Raw genomic sequence first — 23,671 nt, 5'->3', positions numbered from 1 at the left:
TGACCGACCTTGGAGTCGCGGGGATAATTTCGCATTCGTGCCGTGGCAGTGAATGCTTGCGGTGTCGGTGCAGTCATCATCCCCGATCTGTGGAGCGAGTGTATGGGTTTTCGGCATGCCACGGTTTCATCCCTGCTGCTCCTGACCGCGTTTTGCACCGCCGATGTGCTGGCGCAGGGCAGCACTTCGGTACATCCCGGCGACGCCAAGGCCGGCGAGGCCAAGTCGGCGGTCTGCGCTGCCTGCCACGGCATGGATGGCAATTCCTCTGACAAGCAGTATCCCAAGCTCGCCGGTCAGAACGAGGCCTACATCGCGCGCCAGATCGAGCTGTTCAAGTCGCAGGCGCGGCAAAACGCGATCATGCTCGGTTTTGCTTCGACGCTGTCGGCGCAGGATGCGCATGACCTGGGGGCGTTCTTCGCCAGCAAGTCGATCGTGCCCGGCGTGGCCGATGAAAAGCTCGTCGAGCGCGGCCAGGCGCTCTACCGCGGCGGCGATGCCACGCTCGGCGTACCGGCCTGCATGGCCTGCCACGGTCCCGACGGCCGCGGTATCGCCGGCGCCGGCTTCCCCGAACTGGGCGGCCAGTGGGCCGACTACGTACAGGCCAAGCTCACCGAGTGGAAGAGCGGCACGACCTGGGGCAAGGACACCAACGCGCAGATCATGCCGACGATCGCCAAGCGCCTGTCGGCCGAGGACATCGCCGCGGTTGCCTCCTATATCGAAGGCCTGCACAGCGCGGGCTCGGGAACCCAGGGCGCCACCCCGTAGTCCCATGCCTGCGCCGGATTGGCCGCGGCGCATGCGCTGCGGCCAGTCAGCCTCCCATCCCCGCCGCAAGCGCGGGTGTTTCCTCTTTTTCCCCGGAGTCCGTGTCGATGTTCAAGCGTCCGACCTTCATTCGCGCCGCGGCCATGCTGTTCGGCTTCGTTGCCGCCCTCTCGGTTGCCCATGCGCAGACACCTGCCGCCGGCAATTTCGTCGAAGGCAAGCAGTATTTCCTCATCGAACCGGCCCAGCCGGGCACGGTCGACGGCAAGATCGAAGTGGTGGAGATCTTTTCCTACGGCTGCCCGGCCTGCAATGCGTTCCAGGCAACGATGAAGAAGATTCACGACACGCTGCCCGCCAATGCCGTGCTGACCTACCTGCCGGCCTCGTTCAATACCGCAGAGAACTGGCCGCTGTTCCAGCGCGCTTACTTCACCGCACAGGCGCTGGGCATCAGCGACAAGGTCCACGACGCCACGTTCGACGCAATCTGGAAGGATGATGGCAGCCTGCGCATCACCGATCCGGTCACTCATCAGCTGGTCAAGCGGATGCCGACGATCGAGGATGTGGCGAAGTTCTATGCTCGTTTTGGTGCCAAGCCCGAGGACGTGGTGGCGACTTCCAGTTCCTTCGCCGTCAACGCCAAGATGAAGCGTGCCGACTCGCTGCTGCGCGCTTATGGCGTCGACTCCACGCCGACCATCGTCGTCGGCGGCAAGTACCGCTTCACCGGGCGCTCGGTCGGCAGCCTCGAACAGGTCGTTCCGCTCGTGCAGTACCTGATTGCCAAGGAAGCGGGCGCCAAACCGGCGAATTGATCTAACGTCCCACCTGCAAACCACGAGGATCAACCCATGATCAAGCGTATCGGCCTGTTGCTGGCCACGCTGCTGTTCTGCACCGGCGCCATTGCCGCCGATACCCCGGCCAATACGCCGAAATGGACGGAAGGCACCAACTACTTCCTCATCTCGCCCGCGCAGCCAACCGCCACTGGCGATCGCGTCGAGGTGCTCGAGGTGTTCTCCTACGCCTGCCCGCACTGCGCACATTTCCAACCCTATGCCGAGCAGATCAAGCAGTCGCTGCCCGCCTATGCGCAGTTCGAGTACATGCCGGCAATATTCAACGCGAGCTGGGAACCGTTCGCGCGCGCCTACTACACGGCGCAATCGATGGGCGTTGCAGGCAAGACCCACCAGGCGCTGTTCGACGCGCTCCATCGCGATCACATTCCGATGCGCTCGATCGAGGACCTCGCGAGCTTCTACGCCCAACAAGGCGTCGACCGTGCCAAGTTCCTCGCCACGGCGGCATCGTTCGAGGTCGAGAGCAAGCTGTCGCGCTCGATGGAAATCGTCAAGAACGACGGCATCGACGGCACGCCGAGCATCGTCGTCAACGGCAAGTACCGCATCACCGGCGCCTCGGCCGGCGGCTTTCCGCAGATGGTCGAACTCGTCGATTGGCTGGTGAAGAAGGAACACGACGCCAAGGCCAAGCCGGCCAAGGCTGCCAAGAAGTGATCCGCGCGCACCGGCGCTGCTGCTGGCGCCGGTGACATCGCCGGCCTCGAAGCATGATGCGCGCACCTGCTCCAGCAAGCAGCGATCCCGCGACGGGACGCAGCTTGAGCCTGCTCAGCTGCAACATACTCGCCGGTGGCAGCGTCAAGCGTTACCGTGACTACGTCACCGGCAGCTGGAAGCAGGTGCTGCCGCACGGCAAGCGCGAAAACCTCGACGGCCTGGCACGCCTGCTCGGTGAATTCGACCTCGTCGGCCTGCAGGAAGCCGATGCCGGCAGCCTGCGTTCGGGCTTTCTCAATCAGACCCAGTATCTGGCGGAAGCCGCGCACTTTCCGTTCTGGACCCATCAGCCCAACCGGCGCGTGTCGAAGTTGGCGACCTCAAGCAATGGGCTGTTGGCACGCGAGGAGCCGCGCGAGGTACTCGACTATCCGCTGCCTGGCCGGATTCCCGGCCGTGGCGCCCTGTGGGTGCGCTTTGGGAACGGCGCCGATGAACTGATCGTGGTGGTTGCCCATCTCTCGCTCGGTGCGCAGGCGCGGGCGCGTCAGGTTGCCTTCCTCGCCGAACTGCTCGATGGTCATGCGCAGGCGGTGCTGATGGGCGATCTCAACACCTCGGCGCAGAGCCGCGAGCTGGCCCCCCTGTTCAGGCAGACATCGCTGGTCATGCCCGAGGAGCTCCCGGCAACCTTCCCCAGCTGGCAACCCAAACGCGCGATCGACCACATCCTGGTTTCGCGCTCGATCACGGTCGAAGCACGCTGGGCGCTGTCGCACCCGGTGTCCGACCACTTGCCGATTGCCGCTCGAATTCGCGTTCCGGCCTCGCTGCCGCGGTCCTGAACCACGCGACTGATTCCGGCGCGCGGCTTTCGCGCCTTCCACGACAGACAACACGCGAAAAAAAAGGCCGCCCGAAGGCGGCCTTTTGCAACAACGGCAGGAACCGATCAGAACTTGTAGCTCGCCTGGACGTAGGTGAAGCGGCCCGGCAGGTCGTAGGTGCCTGCGTCATACCCATTGAGCGAACAGGTGTAGCACACCGGCGCCTGCTTGTTGAACAGGTTGTTGATGCCGGCCGTGAGCGACAGGTTGGCGACGCCGATCGCATTGGTCCAACCGACCTGCAGATCGTGGTAGTAGGTGTCGCCGAGCTCGTGGCTCATGCTCGCATTGGCGCAGCCTGGAATGTTCGGTCCGGTGACTGCAGCCGCGCCGCAATCCTCGTACACCTTGTGGATGTAACGCACATTCCAGTTGACGCTCCAGTCGTTCATCGCCCAACCGAGCTGGGTATTGATCTGCCACTTCGGGATCGAGCTGTCGCTGACTTCAACCCCAACCGCGCGCGTCGAGACCGAACCCCAGGCGTCGACTTCCTCGTACTTGTGCACCCAGGTGCCCTGCAGTGCGACACGCAGGCGACCGAAGCTGAACTCGTCGCTCGACCAGTTGATCTTGACGTCGACGCCGTCGGTCTTGATCGTGCCGAGGTTGGTCAACTTGTTCTCGGGCGGATTGAGGTTGCCGCCCGCCTGACGCGTGAACGGCGCGCACAGCACCGGGTCGACACCTCCGGAGCGGACGCAGTCATCGAGCAGAGCCTGGATATCGCGCGCACCCACTGCATCGCTGAGCTTGTGGTGGTAGTAGGTGACGCCGAAATCGAGGCGCTCGGTGCCGGCCAGGCCTTCAGCCCAGCTCGGGCTGTAGACGGTACCGACCTGATAGCTGCGCGAGGTCTCCGGCTTGAGGTTGGGGTTGCCACCGGTGATCGTGGTGATCTGCGTGTTGGCCTGCTCGAACGAGGCCGGCACGCCCTGCGCCTGGCAGCCCGCGACATACTCGGGACCGGCCGGGCCTGGCGAACCCGTGGTACCGCAAGGGTCGGTCAGGGTGGCGCCGAACTGGGTCAGGCCATAGAGCTCGCCGATCGACGGTGCGCGGAAGCCGGTCGAATACGAACCACGGAACAGCCAGTCGGCCGTCGGCTGCCAGCGGAAGCCGACCTTGCCGGTGGTCTCGCCGCCGAAGGTGGAGTAATCGGAATAGCGCACCGCGCCGCTGAGATCGAGCGAGTCGAACACCGGCACGTTGAGCTCGCCATAAACTTCGTTCACATGGTACGAGGCGGCAACGGCCTTTGCCTGCGAGTCCTGCGATTCGCCCGACTGACGCAGCGGATCGGGGTCGAAGGAGCCGAAATAGCGGCGGTACTCGACGCCGGCCGCAAACGCGACCGCACGCGAGTCGATGATGTTGAACAGATCGCCCGACACGTTGAACGAAGCCAGGTCGAGCTTCTGCTGGCTGCGATCCACCTGGGTTGAACGGATCCAGTTGATCATTTCGGGCGTCATCGGCCGCGCCTGGCCACCGAACAGATCGATCGGCACGCAGTTCGGCACCGCGGCGCAGATCGCCGGGTCGCCCAGGCCCAAGGACAGGTGGGAGAGGTTGAAGCCGTTGTAGAAGGTCTGGTCGGCCTTGTTCTCCGAATGCACGATGTTGGCATCCCAGTTCAGGCCGCGGCCGAAGTCCCAGGTGCCGTCAAGGCCGGCGTTGAAGTACCAGGTATCCACCGCTTGATTGAAGATGCGCGGGCCCACCTCGATCGGACGCTTGGTGATCCAGCCAAGGTTGCTTGCCGGGTCGAGATCGATGCCGAACGGGTTGTAAGGATTCTGCGCGGAAATATAGATCGTGTCGGCAATGCCACCGGTACCCGCATACGGACCGACGAAGATCGGCTCGGGTGCGGCCTGGTTGGCCGAGGTGCGGTTGTTGTAGAGCGCACGCACGTGCAGGCGCATGGTATCGCTGACCGAATAGGTCGCGCTGGCAAAAATCGCCTTGCGCTCATTGGGCGTGAGCAGCAAGTTGAACGGCGCGAAATTGAAACGGTCCGCACCGCTGAAGTTGTGATAGGTGCCCGCCGACGGATCGGTCGGATCCCACACCGGCGCCGTGGTGCCGCCATTGAGGGTGATGTCGTACCAGTTTTCCTGCGCGGCATCGCAGCCGCCGTAGCTGGTGATCGGACGTGCCGGATCGCAGAAGGTGAAGCGCCCCTGCGGAATGCCCGAGCTGCCCGCGGCCAGACCCGCATACGGTTGCGGCATCGCCGACTGCCACCACTTGCCGGCGCTGATCCCGTCCTGCTTGAAGTAGCTGGCATTGACGATCGCGGAGAAGCGTTCGCTGCTGCCGCCGATCGTGAGCGAGCCTTCCTTGGTGTCGCCACCGAAGCCCGAGTAACGACCGAAGTAGCCACTGACTTCAGCGCCGTCGAATGTCTTGCGGGTGATGATGTTGATGACACCGGCGATTGCGTCGGAGCCGTAAATCGCCGAGGCGCCATCTTCGAGCACTTCGATGCGCTCGATGATCGACACCGGAATCGTGTTGAGGTCGGCCGAACCGCTCACGCCCGAGGCGGACGATTCATTGACCCAGCGAATGCCGTCAACCAGCACCAGCACGCGCTTGGAACCGAGGTTGCGCAGGTCGACCTGGGCCGAGCCCGCGCCGATGCCGCCGCCATCGGACGGGAAACCGAAGTTGCCCGATGAATTGAACTTGGCATTGAGCGCCTTGCCGCCGGCGGTAAGCTGCTGGAGGATGTCGCCGACCGTGAGCAAGCCGGTACGCTCGATCTGCTTGCGATCGATCACGAGCACCGGCGACTGGGTCTCGATTTCGGTCTGCTTGATGCGCGAGCCGGTCACTTCGATCGACTGAAGCTGCTGGGGCTTGTCGCCGCTGTCCTGGGAAAATGCGGGCATCGCGTACAGGGACAGAAGAATCGCGCCGGCGAGCGCGTGGAATGCAACTTGAACCTGACCTCTTGAACGCATGGAACTCTCCAAATGGAAATCAAGGAAGACCGCGGTCGCGCCTGCTGCCGGGCCACACCGGCCCACCCCCAAACCGGCAGGCATTAGGAAAATGTAAATGAAATGTTTGCGTCTTGTACAGGGCCTCCCGTTGCAAGCAGGCGCGGGGTGCGTATCGACCAAGGCGATTCGGAACGAACGATGCACCCGCCAGACTCCCCGCCCACCCGCACACGGATGTGGTGCGCTGCCGCAGACTGGGGCAGATGATTTCGCCACTGGATCAGCCTTGCCTTAAACTGACAGGCACGGCCGAATGCCTGGGAGCAGCATGGGTTTCCGTTTGAAATGGCGGCACAGCTTGTTGTGCGCCGCGTCATTCATTGCCGCAAGCAAGCTCGTCGTGGCCAGCCCTGCCGACCTCGACGCACAGCGTGAAGCCTTCCGCGCCGCCTTGGCGGCCGCGTCGCAGCCTGACAGTGACACCTCGCGACACTGGAAGACGCTGCTGCGGGAAAACCACTATCCGCTCTACCCCTATGTCGAGCTGGCCGCGCTGCGTGGCAACCTCAAGTCGCGCACCGCAAGCGAAATCAAGGCCTTCCTCGATCGCTTCCCCGATACCTTGCCCGCCAATGACCTGCGCAAGGCTTGGCTGCGCGAACTTGCGCGCCGTGGCGATTGGGCCAGGTTTCGTCAATTCGCAGCGTCATTCACCGACCTCGACCTGCAATGCGACGCGCTGCAGGCACGGCTGTCCGCGGGCGATACGCTCTCCTTTGCCAAGGATCTGGAAGCGATCTGGCACAGCGAACGCGCACTGCCCGACGCCTGCGCGCCGGTGCTGGCCACCGCTCGCGCGCAGGGCCTGCTCACCGATGCCGAGGTCTGGGCCCGGATCGAGCGCAGCGCCGCCAGCGGAAATCCCGCGGCAGCCAAGGATGCCGCCGCCCTGCTGACCGGCAAGCAGCGCGCCGAGGCCGATCGCATCACGGCCACCCTGAATGACCCGGCCACGCAACTGGCCAAGGCCAAGACCTGGACCGACACGCCGCGCACGCGTGACGCGATCGCCTGGGGACTGACGCGGCTGGCACGCCGCAGCAGCCTGGACGCTCAAACACTGTGGGCCGACCTCGAAACACGTTTCAAATGGGACGCCACGCAGAAGGATCGCGTGCTCAACGCGATCGCGCTGTATCGCGCGACCAGCTATTCGCCGGATGCATTGGCCCGCCTCAAGGCCCTGCCCGATGCCGCTGACGACGATGCCACACGCGAGTGGCACGTGAGGATGGCGCTGGTCGGCGGCGACTACGCCGAGACCCTGAGCGCACTCGATCGCATGACCCAGACGCAGAAGGCCGACGCGCGCTGGCGCTACCTGCGTGCCCGCATCCTCGCCAAGCTCGGCCGCGACAGCGAGGCGCGATCGATTTTCGCCGCCGTGGCGCGCGAGGCGAACTATCACGGCTTCCTGGCCGCCGACTGGCTCGACCAACCCTATTCGATCTGTCCCGACACGCTGGCCGGTGGTGACGCCGCCGAGGCACGCATCGCGCAGCAAGCCGATCTCGCCCGTGCCTTCGAATTCCATGCCCTCGACATGTTGCGCGAGGCGCGACGCGAGTGGGCGTTCGCAATGGCCAAGCTCGACGACAACGATCGCCGGCTCGCCGCCGACCGAGCCTACCGCCTCGGCTGGTACGACCGCGCGGTGTTCGCGTTTTCCGCCGACCCGGGCACGCAGCGGCTCTACGAGCAGCGCTTTCCACTCGGCATGGCCGATGTGATGCACCGTTCCGCCAACCAGGCAGGCATCGATCCAAGCTGGGCTTACGGCATCCTGCGCGCCGAGAGCGCGTGGATGAGCGATGCGCGATCGCATGCCAATGCCTATGGCCTCATGCAGCTCCTGCCCGCCGTCGGCAAACAGGTCGCCAAGTCACTCAAACTGCCCTATGCCGGCCCGCAGGACCTCTTCAAGCCCGACTTCAACATCCGCCTGGGCACGGCCTATCTGGCGCAGATGGCCGACGCCTTCCAGGGCAGCCCCTGGCTTGCCAGCGCCGCCTACAACGCCGGCGAAGGTGCGGTCGACCGCTGGGTGGCGGCACGCGGCACGCTCGATCCGGATTTTTTCGTCGAGACCATTCCGTACAAGGAAACCCGTGAATACGTCGCGCGCGTGATGGCCTTCAGCGTCATCTACGACTGGCGCCTCAACGGCAAGGTGCTCACGCTGTCCTCGCGCATGCCCCGCATCGGCCAGGCCTATGTGTTGCCCGATGCCGACACGCCGCGCAAGGCGGTGATCTGCGCGCCGGGCGAAACCGTGGCCACGCCCAACGCCGCACCAACGGCCGCACAGGATTCTGCGCCCACACCGGCCGTCGCCAGTCCGACCCCGCCAGCGCATTAGCTCGGCATGCGGTGATCGGCGTCTGCGTCATCGCTGGCACAATGCGGCGTGGCCAAGGAACATCCAGCGATGCGCACCTATCTCGTCGGCGGCGCGGTCCGTGACCGGCTGCTTGGTCGCGCCGTGGCCGATCGCGATTTCGTGGTCGTCGGCGCCACGCCGCAGGCCATGCTCGATCACGGCTATCGGCCGGTGGGGCGGGATTTCCCGGTATTCCTGCACCCGCACACGCACGAGGAATACGCACTCGCGCGCACCGAGCGCAAAAGCGGTCACGGTTACCACGGCTTCGCCTTTCACGCCGAACCTTCGGTGACACTGGAGCAGGACCTTGCGCGCCGCGACCTCACCATCAACGCAATCGCGCAGGACGAGCATGGCGCGCTCATCGATCCGTTTGGCGGCCAGCGCGACCTCGAAGCGCGCCTGCTGCGCCACGTCACGCCGGCCTTTGCCGAAGATCCGGTGCGCGTGCTGCGCGTTGCACGCTTTGCCGCGCGCTTCGCGCCGTTGGGCTTTCGCATCGCCGATGAGACGCTCGCGTTGATGCAACAGATGGTGGCAGCCGGCGAAATCGATCACCTGGTGCCTGAGCGGGTCTGGCAGGAAACGCGCAAGGCCCTTGCCGAACCGACGCCGTCGGCTTTCCTGCGCGCGCTGCGCGCCTGCGGCGCCTTGCGCGTGCTGTTTGCCGAAGTCGATGCGCTTTACGGCGTACCGCAGCGCGCCGAGTATCACCCCGAGATCGACACCGGCATTCACATCGAACTCGTGCTCGACATGGCCGCACGGCTTGCGCCAGACGATGATCTCGTCGCCTTCTGTGCGCTCACGCATGATCTGGGCAAGGCGCTCACGCCAGCGGCGGAACTGCCGCGTCATGTCCTGCACGAGCGGCGTGGCGTGGCGCCATTGCGCGCGCTGTGCGCGCGGCTCAAGCCACCAGCCGAACATTGCGCGCTCGCCGAACTGGTGTGCCGGCATCACCTCAGCGCGCATCGCGCGCTCGAACTGCGCGCGAGCACGCTGCTGCGCCTGCTCGAATCACTCGATTGCCTGCGCCGGCCCGAACGCCTCTCGCCTTTCCTGCTCGCCTGCGAGGCCGATGCACGCGGCCGCCATGGCTACGCCGAAACCGCCTATCCGCAAGCCGGTCGCCTGCATGCAGCGCTCGCCGCCGCACGCGCGGTCGAGGCGGCGCCGCTGCTCGCGCAAGGATTGCAAGGACCTGCGATCGGCGCGGCGCTGCGCAAGGCGCGTATCCGCGCGATCGCGGCGCTCGGGAATCAGGCGCCCTGAGGCCGCAAGTACGCTCGTTTCGCTCGACTACAGCCGGCGCGACAGATCCACGGCGCGCAGCCACGGCAATGCCACGTCGAGGCCACGCGCGAAGGCCATCAACTGGAAGCGCTCACCCATCTCGCCCGGCAAGGTCAGGCGCTTGACCGCAGTCAACTGCCGCACGCGTTCGACTTCATCCCCTTCCGCATCGACGAGATCGAGCAAGCCACTGGCCAGCAGGAACTGGCCCTGCGGCGCATAGCCGACGAAATCGAAGCCAGCGCCGACGCCGGCTTCGGCCAACGCGGTGAAATCGACAAAGGCGGTGAGGTCGGTGAGTCCGGGCCAGTGCAGGGGATCGGCATGCGCGCGATGGCGGTAGTGGCAAACCAGCGTGCCGTCGCTGCGTTCCGGCAGATAGAACTCGGCGCGCGGATAGCCGTAGTCGGCAAACAAGAGCAGGCCGCGTTCTAACGGCGCCGCGATGGCCTGCAGCCAGTACGGCAGCTGCGGCAGGATCTCGCTGCGATAACCATCGGCAAAAGGCGCACCCAGCGCGCGTTCGACCTGTCGCACGGCGCCGGCGACCAGCGCATCGGCCGGACGATCGACACGGACGAAGCGGCCATGCTCGCGCGCGATGCATTCCTCGTACACCTCGCCATCACGCAGGGTGAAGCGCGTGGCCGGCAAGGCATCGATCACCTCATTGGCAAACAGCACGCCCTGCCACGCGTCTTCCGGGGGCCGTTCGATCCAGCTCACGCGCGCTGCAAGGGTTGCATCCAGTTGCGCATGCACGTGTTCATGCTGGCGCGCGCGCAGATCGGCACTGGGCTCGAGCATGAAATAGCGGCGTGGCAGAGCGTCCTGTTGCGCAAGTTCGCGCAGGGCATCGACCGCGAACGCGCCGCTGCCACCACCCAACTCAAGGAAGTCGGCCTGCGGCCCGAGTTCACGCAGGCTGGGCACCAGGGCACGCGCAATGCAGCGCGCGTACAGCGGTCCGAGTTCGGGCGCGGTGATGAAGTCGCCGGCGGCGCCGAATTTCATGCGCCCTGCGCTGTAGTAGCCAAGACCCGGGGCATACAGGCACAGCATCATGAAGCGTGAGAACGGCATCGGTCCCTGCGTCGCGATCTCCTGGGCAATCAGGGCAACGAGCTGGTCCGAGTGAGTGCGTTCGTCGGCGTCGGGTTCGGGAAGTCGGTCGGACACGAAACAGGGGCGTGGATTTCTGCGACACTCGCGCGGTGCCAATGTGGCCAGCATAACCTGCGGGGACGCCCTACGATGCACGCACACACCACCCGGCCGGTGGCGCTGGTCACCGGCGCAGCCCGCCGCATCGGCGCGGTGATCGCACGCACCCTGCATTCTGCCGGCTACGACCTCGCCCTGCACGGGCGCCATTCCTTCGCCGAGCTCGAGGCATTGAGCGCCGAGCTCGAGGCCGCACGACGCGACAGCACGATCGCGCTGCATGCCGACCTTGGCGATCCCGACAGCCTGCCCGAACTTGTCGATGCCGCACTGGCGCGCTTCAACCGGCTCGACGCACTGGTCAACAACGCATCGCAGTTCTATGCCACGCCACTGGACACCGTCAGCGTCGCGCAATGGGACGAGCTGCTCGCGGTCAATGCACGCGCGCCGTTCTTCCTCGCCCGCGCCGCTGCGCCGGCGTTGCGCGAGGCACAAGGCGCGATCGTCAACATCACCGACATCTACGCGCAGCGTCCACTCGCCGGGCATGCCTTGTACGACATCAGCAAGGCTGCACTGTTGATGGCGACCAAAGCCCTCGCGCTCGAACTCGGGCCGCAGGTGCGCGTCAACGCGGTCGCACCGGGCAACGTGCTGTGGTCGACCAATCCGATCAAGGCCGAGACCGAGCAGACCGTGACCGAGCGCACCACCCTGCGTCGACAGGGTTCGCCGCAGGACATCGCCAACGCGGTGCTGTTCCTGCTGCGCGATGCGGGCTATTGCAGCGGCATCGTGCTGCCGGTCGATGGCGGCCGCCTGCTGCACATCTGACGCCGGGCACGCGCCCGAGCGGTCTGCTCAGATCACGCCATCGATGTCGATGTCTGCGGCGCCCAGCAGCGCGCGCGTGTGGGCCTGCACGAATTCGCCCTTCGCCAGCGCGTGCGGATCGGCCAGCCAGCGCGCATCGACCCAGCGCGCGAGCAGGTCGATGTCGATGGCGACCTCGGCGCTGCCGCGCTGCCGGCCCAGGCCGGCTTCGATCGCCTTGAGAGCAGCAACGAGCGCAGCGGCTTCGCCGTCGAACTCGAGTTCGGCCAGGGCGTTGAAGTACATGCGCCGCGGATCGCGGCTGCCTGGGCCGTGCTGGATCGGCGCGCACAGCTTGACCGCGCCGAGGTTGGCCAGATCATGCAAGGCCGCACGGACGTGCCCGTCATCACTGCGGGTCGAGCCGAGCAGCAGCAGGTAGCGCGCGGACATCAGGCGAAGGTCCGGCGCAGACGCACACCGACGCTGGCGCAGCCGAGCGTCTGCGCCGCCAAGGGCTTGGCCACGCGCAAGTCGATTTCGCGCGCGGCGAAGCGCTCGCGCAGCAACTGGCAAGCCTGTTCGGCGAAGGATTCGAGCAAGTCACCGTCCCAGGCTTGCGCCCATTCGCGCAAGGTCGTGGCGATCACTGCGTAGTCGAAACTGTCGGCGAGCTTGCCGCTGGCTGCAGCCGCGCGGTTGTCGAAGCCCAGTTCGAGCGTGAGCAGCAATGGCTGCAGGCGATCGCGCTCCCCCGGATGGATGCCGATGCAGGTTCCCACTTGCAGGGCATCGATGAAGACTTGATCCATGACGCACGTTCGTTGTCCCGAAGGCAGCGATGATCGACATTCCACAGCGCGGCGACAAGCCGGCGGCAGCGGCGCATACTGCGCGGCGATGAGTGCGGCGACCGCCCTGCTGACGCATCGCCCAGGGCGCCGCCTCGGCGTCGTCTGGCTGGCGCTTGCGCTCCTGCTCGGTGCCTGCCACGGACGCTGGTTCTCCAGCGTCGATGCGGCGGGCACTCGCAACCGCGTTCGCCACTTCGACCACATCGAGTTCGACAACCGGCGCGCACTCTCGCTCGATCTGTATGCGCCGATCAATGTCCATGACGCCCCGGTGGTGGTGTTCTTCTACGGTGGCAGCTGGCTCGGTGGCGAACGTGGCTGGTTTCGCTTCGTCGGCAATGCCCTCGCCGCGCACGGCGTGATCACGGTGATCCCCGACTACCGCAAGCTGCCCGATGTCGACCTCGGCGGCTTCATGCGTGACGCGGCGCGCGCGATTGGCTGGGTGCGCGCACACGTTGCAGCCTATGGCGGCGATCCGCAGCGATTGTTCGTGATGGGTCATTCCTCGGGCGGACACATTGCCGCCCTGCTGGCCACCGACCCGCGCTGGCTCGCGGCGCAAGGCCTGACGCCGCGTGACCTGGCCGGCTGCATCGGTCTGGCCGGTGTCTACGCCTTCCTGCCCGCCGACGCGCAGGACGAGGAGATGCTGGACGTGTTCGGCGAAGCGCCGGATCAATGGCACCAAGCCGCGCCGGTGGCCTTCGTGGACGGCCGCGAACCGCCGATGCTCCTGCTCAGCGGCGATGATGACGACGAGGTCGATCCCGAAAACAGCCGCCGCCTTGCCGCAGCACTGCAGGCCCACGGCGAAGCGGTCACCCTGCATGTCTATCCGCGGATCGGTCATTCAGCACTGCTGCTTGCGCTGGCCCACCCCCGCGCCCCCCAGGCACCGGTACTGCGCGACATCCTCGCCTTCATCCACACGCAGCCGGCGGCCTCGAACATCGCCGCGCCGCCATGAGGCGGAGCCCATCGCGGGCAGACGCCGGCATCAAATGCGAACTGCATCACAGAATCGGGGCGGATCGCGTTATGCTGACCCGGCCACATTGACCGATGCGACTGACATCGCGCGATGTCGGCGCCTCACAGGGGGCAGAATCGGGACAACACGCGCGCCTTGCGGCCCCGTGCAGACGCGCGCCCGATCGCAGCCCGGACATCTCGTCTGCAGGAGGAACCATGCGCACCCACACCAAACGAACCACACGACGTCTCAAAATCCACGCCCTGAGCTCGGCACTCGCCCTGGTGCTCGTCGGCACTGCTGCCGCCGCCAACGAGCCTGCCGGCCGCCCAGGCGTGATCCACGCTCGCGCCGATGCGCTGCAGGTTCTGCAGCGAACCGGGAATTCCGGCCCGTTCCACCACGCACTCGCACTCGCGCAGTCGCTGCCTGCGCCCGCTGCGCGAGCGCCGACCCTGCGCAAGATCCTTTCGCTTGCCGACAGCGGCAGCGGTTCCTTGCGCGAGGCCCTGGCCACGGCCGCCGATGGCGACGTGATCGACCTGCAAGGCCTTGCCGGACGCATCACGCTGTCGAGCCCTCTGACCACCTCGGCCGACGTCACGATCAAAGGCTCGGGCCGCGATCTGCTCACGCTAGATGGCGGCGGCAAGGGGCGCGTGATCACCAGCGCGGGCTCATTGTCGCTTACGGACATCAGCCTCACCAATGGCCGGGCGACGCCCAGCGGCGGGAGCACGGTGGGTGGTTGCCTCTACACCGCAGGCAACCTGAATCTGCAGAATGCCACCATCAGCGGCTGCTCGGTTGGCGACGCCGAAACCGAAATGGCCTATGGTGGTGCCGTTGCCGTGGGTGGCACTGCCTATATCAAGTATTCGACGATCAGCAACAGTTCCGCGACCGCATTTCGGGTTGCCGCCGGCGCCGGCATCATTGCCGGACAGAACTTGATGTTCCTGCAAGGCACGATCAGCGGCAACCATGTCAACCAGGTGCTCGCTCCCGACGGGACGCTTCCGGCCGCCGCCCCGTACTTCCTGGCGATCGGCGGCGGCGTGACGATGATGCAACCCGATTCCATGGCTTATCTGATCCAGTCGGATGTCAGCGGCAACACGGTCAGCGCCAATGGCGGCTACTACACCCACGTCGTCGATGGTTCACCCGTTACCGACTTCGCCTACGGCAAAGCCTATGGCGGAGGCACGGCCAGCGGTTTCGCCGGCATCCTGGGCACGACCGTCGCCAACAACACGGCGCAGGCCAATGGCGACGCTTTCGGAGGGGGATTGTTCCTCGCCGCGGTGCCACCCACGCCCCGCGCGGGGCGCGCAGCGCCCAGTTCGCTGACAGGCGCATGGCTCGGCCGCGAGGTGACCGGACCGCCAACCTATTCCATGGCCAAATATTCCGAGATTGCGGGCAACAGCGCGACGACCACGTCGACTTATGCCTACGGTGGCGGCATTCATGCCAAACATCCGCTCACGATCGCCGGCAGTGCGATCCATGACAACCACGTGATCAGCGAGGTCGATTCCGGCTACACCGTTGGCGGTGGCGGCATACTCTCGAGTTACGGCGAACTGCAGGTTCTCGCCAGCACGATCAGCGGCAATGTGGCTCAGGCACAGACGGGCAGCGCCATGGCCTGGGGCGGCGGCATCGCCATGTACTACGCCGTTCCATTGACGCTGATCGACAGCACGGTTTCGGCCAACCAGATTCTCACCAGCTATGGCTCCTCGGGTGGCGGCATCGCCGCTTCGACGGTGCAGCTGAGCAACAGCACGATCGCTTTCAATTCAGCCCCGTCCAATGCCGGTGGTGTCATGCTCTACGGTTCGGCCGCGGGTGCCCGCGTGATACAAAGCACGATCATCTCCAACAACACCTCGATCGCCGACCCGAGCGCAGCTGATCTGGTCGTCTATGATTCAGGCGCGTCGGTCGATGGCGACCACAACATCACCATCACCAGCAACGGGGTGACCTGGACGGTGCCGCCGTTGACCGATGATCCCTTGCTGCAAGCGCTCGCATTCAATGGCGGACCGACCAAGACCCATGCACTGGGCGTCGGAAGTCCCGCGATCGACGCCGGCAGCAATCCGCTGCCCGTGGATTTCGATCAGCGCGGCTATGCGAGGACCGTGGGAGCAAATCCCGACGTCGGCGCATTCGAAGTCGACAACGACCGCATCTTCACCGATGGCTTCGATGCCCGATTGGGTGGCCCGTAGCGCAAGCCGATGTGCGCAATGAAGGAGCCGGCGCAAGCCGGCTTTTTCATGCCTGCGACGGGCGCGCAGTCAACGCAAGGCCGGCAGGCTTTGCAGGTCCCAACGCGGATGCACGAAGATCGAAGGTGTTTCGTGCTGGCCCGCAGCCAGGCGCAGCGCGCCGGCCAGCGCGATCATTGCGCCGTTGTCGGTGCAGAACTCCAGCCGCGGAAACGCGGCGCGGAAACCTTCGCGCTCGCCGGCCTGCGCCAGTTGCGCGCGCAGGCGCCGATTGGCACCGACGCCACCGGCGATCACCAGCGTCTTCGCGCCGGTCGCGGCCAGCGCCCGGCGGCACTTGATCACCAGGGTCTCGACGATCGCCTCTTCGAATGCGCGCGCGATGTCGGCCTGGGTCTGGGCGCTGCGATCACTGCCCTGCCAAGCCAGCAGCACCTGGGTCTTGAGGCCCGAGAAGCTGAAATCCAGTCCGGGCCGATCGGTCATCGGCCGCGCAAAGCGGAACACGCCTTCGCGTCCCTGTTCGGCGAGTTTGGCCAGCGCCGGGCCACCCGGATACGGCAAGCCCATGAGCTTGGCGGTCTTGTCGAAAGCCTCGCCCGCGGCGTCGTCGAGCGTGTCGCCGAGCAAGCGATAGCGCCCGACCGCGGCGACTTCGATCAGCATCGAGTGCCCACCCGACACCAGCAAGGCGACGAAGGGCGGCTGCGGCGGATCGGCTTCGAGCAGGGGCGCGAGCAAGTGGCCTTCCATGTGGTGGACCCCGATCGCGGGCACGCCCAGCGCCCAGGCCAGCGAACGTGCGGCCGCGGCGCCAACCAGAAGGGCACCGATCAGTCCCGGCCCGGCGGTATAGGCCACACCGCCGAGGTCCGCGCTGCTGATCCCGGCACGCTCGAGCGTCTCGCGCACCAAGGGCAGCAGCTTGCGCACGTGGTCGCGCGAGGCCAGTTCGGGCACCACGCCGCCATAATCGGCATGCAGCTTGATCTGGCTGTACAGCGTGTGCGCGAGCAGACCGCGACCGGCGTCGTAGACTGCCACGCCGGTCTCGTCACAGGAGGTCTCGATGCCCAGCACCGGCCCGACCGGGACGACACCCGGGGCTTTTGCAAATGACTCGTCCATCACGCTAGAATACACGGCTCACCCGCCCGAAAACCCCGGGCAACAGGCAAGTGGAGTTCCAATGCCCAGCGTCAAAGTCCGCGAAAACGAGCCGTTCGAGTTCGCCCTGCGCCGTTTCAAGCGCACCTGCGAGAAGGCCGGCGTGCTCGCCGAAGTGCGCAAGCGCGAGTTCTATGAAAAGCCGACCCAGGAGCGCAAGCGCAAGCGTGCTGCCGCGGTCAAGCGCCACCTGCGCCGCGTTTCGCGCGACGTGACCAAGCGCCAACGCCTGTATTGATGCGGTCGGGCGGCCCGCGCGGCCGCCACTGTCGATTCCAGGGCTGTGAAGAGCCGGCCGTGCGCAAGCGCCGCCGGCTTTTTGCGTTAGCCGGACCCTGCCCGCGAACCGAACGCGCCACCGCCCCACCCGATCACCCGCCCCAACCCGAAAGAGTGCGCCATGTCCCTCAAGCTCCGCATCAACGACGACATGAAGACCGCCATGAAGGGCGGCGACAAGCAGCGCCTTGGCGTGATCCGCCTGATCAACGCCGCGATCAAGCAGCGCGAAGTCGACGAGCGCATCACGCTCGATGATGCCCAGGTCCTGGCCGTGCTCGAGAAGATGCTCAAGCAGCGCAAGGATTCGGTTACACAGTTCGAAGCCGCCGCACGCGATGACCTGGTCGCGGTCGAGCGTTTCGAGATGGAGGTGATCCAGGCTTATCTGCCCGCCCAGCTCGACGAGGCTGAAGTCGAGGCGATCGTCAGCAAGGCAATTGCCGACGCGGGCGCCAGCAGCGCCAAGGACATGGGCAAGGTGGTCGGTCTGGTCAAACCACTCATTGCCGGTCGCGCCGACATGGGCAAGGTGTCGGCCCTGATCAAGACCCGCCTCGGCTGAGATCCCGGCCAACCGCCTGCCCGGATCATTGCAGCATGGCATGCGGGTGATCCCATGTCCGGACGCATCCCCGACACGTTCATCGACGAACTGCTCGCCCGCATCGACATCGTCGATGTGATCCAGGAGCGTGTGCAGCTCAAGAAGGCTGGCCGCGACTGGTCGGCACGCTGCCCGTTCCACGACGAGCGCTCGCCCTCGTTCACGGTCAGTCCGAACAAGCAGTTCTATCACTGCTTCGGCTGCGGCGCGCATGGCAGCGCAATCGGCTTTCTGATGAATTACGACCGCCTCGAATTTCCCGACGCGGTCGAGGAACTGGCGAATCGTGCCGGGCTCAAGGTGCCCTTCGAAGGAGGCAAGGCGGCGCCGCGCGAGGACTCCAGCGAGCTCTACGAATTGCTCGATGCAGCGACCGGCTACTACCGCCGCCAGCTCGCCGCGAGCACAAGTGCGCTCGACTATTTCCAGCGCCGCGGACTCGATGACGCGATCGTTGCGCGCTTCCGGCTCGGCTATGCACCCGACGCCTGGGATGGCCTAAAGAGTGCGCTCGGCACCAACGCGCAGCGCATCGCCCTGCTCGACAAGGCCGGCATGTTCAGCGGCGGCGAGCGTGGCTCCAAGTACGATCGCTTCCGCGATCGCGTGATGTTTCCGATCCTCGACCGCCGAGGTCGCACGATCGCCTTCGGTGGGCGCATCCTCACCCAGCCGGCTGCGAAGTCAGCAGCAACGGACGCAGGCCAGGCCAGCAGCGCAGCCGATCCCGGACCGACCACCACCGACGCGCGCAAGAATGATCCCGGCCCGAAATACCTCAATTCGCCCGAGACGCCACTGTTTCACAAGGGACGCGAGCTGTTCGGCCTGTGGCAGGTGCGCGAAGCACACGCGAAGATTCCGCGCCTGATCGTGGTCGAGGGCTACATGGACGTGATCAGCCTGCATCAAGCCGGCATCACCCAGGCCGTGGCCACGCTCGGCACCGCAACCACGCGCGATCACGCCGAAATCCTGTTTCGTCAATGCAGCGATGTCTATTTCTGTTTCGACGGCGATCGTGCCGGTCGCCAGGCCGCGTGGCGTGCGCTGGAGTCGGTGCTGCCGCGAATGCGCGACGGGCGTCAGGCGCTGTTCCTGTTCCTGCCCGATGGCGAGGATCCCGACAGCCTCGTGCGCAAGGAAGGCTTGGCCGGCTTCGAGCAGCGCCTCAAGGACGCCACGCCGCTCAGCGAGTTCCTGTTCGGCGATCTGGCCAAGGATGTCAACCTCGCCACGCTCGACGGCAAGGCACGCCTGGCCGAACGCGCACGACCCTTGCTCGCGCACATCCCCGACGGCGCATTCCGCGACCTCATGTTCGAAGAACTCGAACGCCGCAGTGGTGCCAAGACCCTGCCTGCCAAGGTGGCAAGCGCCGATGCCGGCAAGGGCGACCGCGCTTCGGTGCGGCCGCCACAACGTTCACTCGTGCGCGCCGCCATCACCCTGCTCGTGCAGCAACCCGGCCTCGCCTCGACGATCGAGCCGCCCTGGCAGTTTGCGAGCTTGCGCCAGCGCGGCGTCGCACTATTGGTCGAACTGATCGAACTCGGACGCGCACGACCCGAGCTCACCACCGGCGCCCTGCTCGAGCATTTTGCCGACCGCGCCGAGATCAATGCCTTGCAGACGCTTGCGGTCAGCGAATTTCCGGGCGACGTCGACGCCGCGCGCAGCGAGTTTGCCGACGCCATGCGCCAGCTCGAACGGCAGACGCGGCATCAACGCATCGAGGACCTGCAGGCCCGCCTCGGTGAAGGGGGCCTTGGCGAGGACGAAAAGGATGAATTGCGCGGCCTGCTTGCCTCGCGCAGTCAGACCCCGCGCTGAACTCGCCCCTTGCTGGCCGCTGGGCGCCGTCACCGGACGGCGCCCGCTCAAGCTCAGCGGGAATGACGCTCGCGCCGCTGCCAGACCAGCGCAACCATCGCCAGACCCATCAACAGCATTGCCAGATTGCCCAAGGTCGGCACCTTGGTCGGCGCGGTTCCGCGCACCGTCACCGGCACGGTTGCATCGCAAGGACCGGGCACCTGTTGCGGCATGCACACGGTGTTCTGCGAGGGCGTGACCAGCACCGAATTGAGCACGGTACCGGCTGCAGTTGATGAGAACGTCGCATCGACGGTGTAGGTGAGTACGCCACCGATCGGCAGCGAAGGAATGGTCTCGTTGATCGCGCCGGTTCCGCTCGCGTTCGCGCAACTGGCGCCGCCGCTTGCAACACAAGTCCACTGGAAGGCAACGATGCCCGCAGGCAGCGGATCGGAAATCACCACGTTGTTCGCCACCACGGGTCCGACATTGCTCACCGTCACCGTGTAGGTGGCCACGCCACCCGGATCGATGCTTGGCGTATCCACGGTCTTGGTCACCTGCAGGCGCGGCGGCACCACCGTGGGCGTGTCCGTGCAATTGGGCGGCAGCGGCAAGGCATTGCAATTGGGCGGCGTGGTGCCGCCGACATAGGCCAGGTTGATCACGCGGGTGGCGTTGATCGGCAGCGGATCGACAACCGTCACCACCACGGTCAACACCAGATTGCCATTGCCCGGCACGGTGAGTCCGCTCCAGACCACGGTGGCACCGGACGGACTGCCGCCATTATTGGCGCTGACGAAACTCACGTTCGGATCGAGCGGATCGACCACGCCGACATTGAAGGCAGTGGCTGCACCGCTGTTGGTCAGCGTGATCGTGTAGGTCAGCGTTTCGCCGGGCTCGGCGACACCTGGCTGGCTGCCGCTTTCGCCCGTCAGTGCCTTGGCCATCGCCACATTCGCCGGCGTCGGGATCACCACGGCCGACGCGCCCGTGCCCTGCACCGGCCCGCCGATCCCCGGCTGCGCACTCGCATTGGCGAGGTTGTCGGCCGAACCCTGCGTCGCGTCCGCCGGCACGATCGTGTAATCGGCGCGGCACAGCACGAGGTCGTTGGACTGCAGAGTGCCGCTGCCCAAGCCCGCAAACGGCAGGCCATTGCGCGTGGTCGGATTGCAGGTGATCGGCGTATCGATGCGGCTCGGATCGGGCTCGACGAGGTTGACCGACGCCAGCGTCTGCGCGTTGTCGTTCTTGATCACGAAGGTGTAGCGCAGTACGTCGCCCGGGCTCGCATACAGGCTGTTGTCGACATCGTCGAACAGCATCGGGCTCTTGAACACGCGGATGCCGGCATCGCCACCGAGGTTCTGCGTGACGATGAAATCACCGGCGATGATCGGCGTGCTGGCCGCATCCACGCCATTGAGGTCGACCTGGTTGGAAACCATGCCTGCGCCCGCCTCGGCGATCGTGATCGAGTGCGTGCGCGAGCAGCTCATCGACGCGCCGACCGCCAGGGTCGTGAACGGACAGGTCACGGCGCCGTCGATATCGGTCACTGCCAGCGATGACAGCGCCAGCGTGCCGAGGTTGAGTACGGTGTAGTCGTAGCTGATCGTCTCGCCGGCCTGCAGCAGGCCATCGGTGTTGCTGTCGATGTGGATGGCTCCGCCCGCCAGCACCGCGATCCCCTGCGCCGGCGTTGCCGCCGGCTGCATCAGGTTGAGCGTGCGCTGCACGCGTTTGCCGTCCGCATTGCGCGCCAGCACCACGATGCTGGCATTGCGCAGGCGCGTCTGCGCCAGCGGATAGACCATGCACCGCAGGCTGTCACCCGCAGCCAGTACCTGCCCGGCAAAGCCCCGGCCCTGCACCGTTTGCATGCCGCAATCGACCATGTGATCGCGGTCGGACAGCCATCGCACTTCGCCCAGACTCCCGTCACCGTCATTGCTGACGGTGACGGCAAACTCTCCGGCGAGCGCATTGGCGTGGCTCGCGGCCGCACCGGTCGTTTGGCTCAAGCTCAAGGTTCCACCGATCGCCGGCAAGGCCATGCCTGCCATGACCGTTGCCGTAAGCAGGCCCAGTGCACGTGTTGCCTGTTTGATCAATCCGTTCATGTGCAGGTCCTCAGCGGAACATTGTGAAGATGGCGGTCGAAACCGAGGATACGGCCTGACCTCCAGGCGCGATACCGGTCGCCGCCGCTGTGTTGACCACCTGACGGCGGGCAACGTCGCTTGCGGTCAGCGTATAGGTACCCGTGCACAGTACCGAATCGCCGGGCACCAGCGTACCGGTGGTCGCTCCGTTGAACTCGTCGCGGAACAGCTCGTCGCCAGGCACCACGCGGAACGGCTGGCCGCCGATCGTCGTCGGATCGCACTGCAGGCTTTGCAGGCGCGGATCGAACAACTGCACCGGACTGAGCGGCAACGCACCCGGATTGCTGATCGTGAACTGGTACTCGAGCACGTCACCGACATCGCCGTAGTGGTCACTGTTGAAGTCCTGACCGAGTGTCACGGTCTTGACCAGATTGATCAGCGGCACGTCAGCCGTCACCGGCGCACACGCGGCACTTTCGAGATCGGCCGAACCCGTGAGCGAAGCTTCGTTGTAGAGGCCATGACCCGCGGCGCCGGTACAGGTACCGTTCTGCAGATTCGCCGGCTGCACCCCGATCGGCACCCGCACCGTGTAGCTGTGCGTCGCACCGATTGCCAGCGCCACTCCGGGCGCCGAGATCTGCACGATCGAGCCGTTGACCGGCGGGAACTGGCCACCGACCAGCCCCGGATCAAGCGTGCCGCCAATCGTCGTCACCTGGGCGTTGCCGGTGAACACCACCCCGGCGTTGGTGAAGCCGAAGGTGTCGGTCAGCGTGTAAGTCGCCGCCGAGCCGCCAAGGTTGACGACGTCGATCCGATAGGCAACCAGATAGCGCCCCGGGCCGGTCGGCGTAACCGAATCGACCACCTTGGTCAGACGCAGGTTCGAGGTCGGCACCACCGCGCATCCGGCACTCGTGGGCAACGCCACGCAATCCGGCGGCGTACCGTCGTTGAGCGCGACCGCGTTGAAGATCGACGTCACACCTGCTGCCAATGGATCGTCGACCCGCACCTTGAAGGTCACGCTCACGCTGCCCGGCGTACCACCCGACTGCGCCGGCACGTTGACGATCGTGACGCAAGGTGTTCCCGCCACCGCGCCGTCGGCGCAGCCAACCCAGATATTGGGCAGGTCGGCGACAAAGGTCGTGTTCTGCGGCACCACTTCGTTGACGATCGTGTTGAGCGCCGCCGTACCACCACTGTTGCTCACGGTGATCGTGTAGGTGAGGACTTCACCCGGCTCGGCAATGCCGTCCGCAGTGATGCTCTCGCCCGACAGCACCTTGTTGACTGCGAGGTTGGCCAGGGTCGGGATCGTCACGCACTGCGGACCGTCCGGCGGACACGCCGGAGGCGTCGAGCCGGTCACATAGGCCAAGTTGACGATCTGCGTCGCATTCGCCGGGATCGGATCCGCCACCTGGGTCTGCACCGTCAGTACCAGAGTTCCGCCCGCCGGCACCGTGAGTCCACTCCACGTCACCGCGCCAGCGCCAAACACGCCGCCGTTGTCCGCGCTGAGGAATCCAACATTCGGATCGAGTGGATCGGTGACGCCCACGCCAGTGGCATTCACACCGCCACTGTTGCTCAGCGTGATGGTGTAGGTGAGGGTCTCGCCCGGCTCGGCAACGCCCATCACGGTTCCACTCTCGGCGGTCAGTGCCTTCACCAGGCTCACAATCGGGTTGAGCGGATGCGTGGTCGTGCAGGTGTTGCAGCTCGG

The 23,671-nt window shown here is 65.8% G+C and carries 19 protein-coding genes; 12 read left to right on the top strand and 7 right to left on the bottom strand.

Going from position 1 to position 23,671, the window contains the following annotated elements; genetic code table 11:
* Positions 1–42 precede the first annotated feature (42 nt).
* From KF759_RS12470 to KF759_RS12455, 4 genes are all read left to right on the top strand, one after another.
* Positions 43–777 (top strand): c-type cytochrome, encoded by a 735-nt coding sequence (locus tag KF759_RS12470; protein WP_291226005.1) that lies wholly within the window; start codon positions 43–45, stop codon positions 775–777.
* 107 nt (positions 778–884) lie between these two features.
* Positions 885–1,598 carry a thiol:disulfide interchange protein DsbA/DsbL gene (locus KF759_RS12465; protein ID WP_291226003.1) on the top strand — a complete coding sequence of 238 codons (714 nt, stop codon included), beginning with the start codon at positions 885–887 and terminating at the stop codon, positions 1,596–1,598.
* Positions 1,599–1,634: 36 nt separating this feature from the next.
* Positions 1,635–2,306: a thiol:disulfide interchange protein DsbA/DsbL gene (locus KF759_RS12460; protein ID WP_291226001.1), complete on the top strand. Its 672-nt coding sequence runs from the start codon at positions 1,635–1,637 to the stop codon at positions 2,304–2,306.
* Positions 2,307–2,359: 53 nt separating this feature from the next.
* Positions 2,360–3,154, top strand: a complete 795-nt coding sequence (locus KF759_RS12455; protein ID WP_291225999.1) for an endonuclease/exonuclease/phosphatase family protein — start codon at positions 2,360–2,362, stop codon at positions 3,152–3,154.
* A gap of 107 nt (positions 3,155–3,261) precedes the next feature.
* Here the strand turns inward: KF759_RS12455 and KF759_RS12450 are convergent, their stop codons facing one another.
* Positions 3,262–6,168, bottom strand: coding sequence for a TonB-dependent receptor (locus tag KF759_RS12450; protein WP_291225997.1), 2,907 nt, complete (start codon positions 6,166–6,168; stop codon positions 3,262–3,264).
* A gap of 310 nt (positions 6,169–6,478) precedes the next feature.
* Here KF759_RS12450 and KF759_RS12445 point away from each other — a divergent pair, with 310 nt between their 5' ends.
* The gene (locus KF759_RS12445) at positions 6,479–8,569 is read left to right on the top strand and encodes a transglycosylase SLT domain-containing protein (protein ID WP_291225995.1); all 2,091 of its coding nucleotides are present in this window, start codon (positions 6,479–6,481) and stop codon (positions 8,567–8,569) included.
* A 69-nt stretch (positions 8,570–8,638) separates the two neighbouring features.
* Positions 8,639–9,868 carry a multifunctional CCA addition/repair protein gene (locus KF759_RS12440; RefSeq protein ID WP_291225993.1) on the top strand — a complete coding sequence of 410 codons (1,230 nt, stop codon included), beginning with the start codon at positions 8,639–8,641 and terminating at the stop codon, positions 9,866–9,868.
* 27 nt (positions 9,869–9,895) lie between these two features.
* Here KF759_RS12440 and KF759_RS12435 read toward each other — a convergent pair whose 3' ends face one another.
* Positions 9,896–11,068, bottom strand: a complete 1,173-nt coding sequence (locus KF759_RS12435) for an SAM-dependent methyltransferase (protein ID WP_291225991.1) — start codon at positions 11,066–11,068, stop codon at positions 9,896–9,898.
* A gap of 75 nt (positions 11,069–11,143) precedes the next feature.
* Here KF759_RS12435 and KF759_RS12430 point away from each other — a divergent pair, with 75 nt between their 5' ends.
* Positions 11,144–11,890, top strand: a complete 747-nt coding sequence (locus KF759_RS12430) for a pteridine reductase (protein WP_291225989.1) — start codon at positions 11,144–11,146, stop codon at positions 11,888–11,890.
* A 27-nt stretch (positions 11,891–11,917) separates the two neighbouring features.
* Here the strand turns inward: KF759_RS12430 and KF759_RS12425 are convergent, their stop codons facing one another.
* Positions 11,918–12,322: a 2-amino-4-hydroxy-6-hydroxymethyldihydropteridine diphosphokinase gene (locus tag KF759_RS12425; protein WP_291225986.1), complete on the bottom strand. Its 405-nt coding sequence runs from the start codon at positions 12,320–12,322 to the stop codon at positions 11,918–11,920.
* The gene (locus tag KF759_RS12420; protein WP_291225984.1) at positions 12,322–12,681 is read right to left on the bottom strand and encodes a dihydroneopterin aldolase; all 360 of its coding nucleotides are present in this window, start codon (positions 12,679–12,681) and stop codon (positions 12,322–12,324) included. Before KF759_RS12420 ends, KF759_RS12425 begins: the two co-directional genes overlap by 1 nt.
* Between KF759_RS12420 and KF759_RS12415 the strand changes: the two genes are divergently transcribed.
* Both KF759_RS12415 and KF759_RS12410 read left to right on the top strand, forming a co-directional pair.
* A complete protein-coding gene (locus KF759_RS12415; protein WP_291225982.1) occupies positions 12,680–13,693 on the top strand; it encodes an alpha/beta hydrolase in 1,014 nt (337 codons plus the stop codon). The two genes, KF759_RS12420 and KF759_RS12415, sit on opposite strands and share 2 nt — an antisense overlap.
* A 221-nt stretch (positions 13,694–13,914) precedes the next feature.
* Positions 13,915–15,945, top strand: a complete 2,031-nt coding sequence (locus tag KF759_RS12410) for a choice-of-anchor Q domain-containing protein (protein WP_291225980.1) — start codon at positions 13,915–13,917, stop codon at positions 15,943–15,945.
* 69 nt (positions 15,946–16,014) lie between these two features.
* Here KF759_RS12410 and tsaD read toward each other — a convergent pair whose 3' ends face one another.
* Positions 16,015–17,073, bottom strand: coding sequence for a tRNA (adenosine(37)-N6)-threonylcarbamoyltransferase complex transferase subunit TsaD (tsaD, locus tag KF759_RS12405; protein ID WP_291225978.1), 1,059 nt, complete (start codon positions 17,071–17,073; stop codon positions 16,015–16,017).
* A gap of 61 nt (positions 17,074–17,134) precedes the next feature.
* Between tsaD and rpsU the strand changes: the two genes are divergently transcribed.
* The 3 genes from rpsU (at position 17,135) to KF759_RS12390 (ending at position 19,831) form a co-directional block, all read left to right on the top strand.
* Positions 17,135–17,350 carry a 30S ribosomal protein S21 gene (gene rpsU / locus KF759_RS12400; RefSeq protein ID WP_131996031.1) on the top strand — a complete coding sequence of 72 codons (216 nt, stop codon included), beginning with the start codon at positions 17,135–17,137 and terminating at the stop codon, positions 17,348–17,350.
* A 162-nt stretch (positions 17,351–17,512) separates the two neighbouring features.
* Positions 17,513–17,956, top strand: a complete 444-nt coding sequence (locus KF759_RS12395) for a GatB/YqeY domain-containing protein (RefSeq protein ID WP_291225976.1) — start codon at positions 17,513–17,515, stop codon at positions 17,954–17,956.
* A 54-nt stretch (positions 17,957–18,010) separates the two neighbouring features.
* Entirely contained in the window at positions 18,011–19,831 is a 1,821-nt protein-coding gene (locus tag KF759_RS12390) for a DNA primase (protein ID WP_291225974.1), read from the top strand.
* A 53-nt stretch (positions 19,832–19,884) separates the two neighbouring features.
* Here the strand turns inward: KF759_RS12390 and KF759_RS12385 are convergent, their stop codons facing one another.
* Entirely contained in the window at positions 19,885–21,948 is a 2,064-nt protein-coding gene (locus tag KF759_RS12385) for a hypothetical protein (protein WP_291225972.1), read from the bottom strand.
* A gap of 10 nt (positions 21,949–21,958) precedes the next feature.
* The coding region (locus KF759_RS12380; RefSeq protein ID WP_291225970.1) for a hypothetical protein at positions 21,959–23,671 on the bottom strand (1,713 nt) is incomplete at its 5' end.

Source organism: Dokdonella sp. (genome assembly GCF_019634815.1).
Classification (GTDB): Bacteria; Pseudomonadota; Gammaproteobacteria; order Xanthomonadales; family Rhodanobacteraceae; genus Dokdonella_A.
The sequence above is the reverse complement of the archived record's forward strand: the minus strand, read 5'-3'. Positions and strand labels throughout refer to the sequence as shown.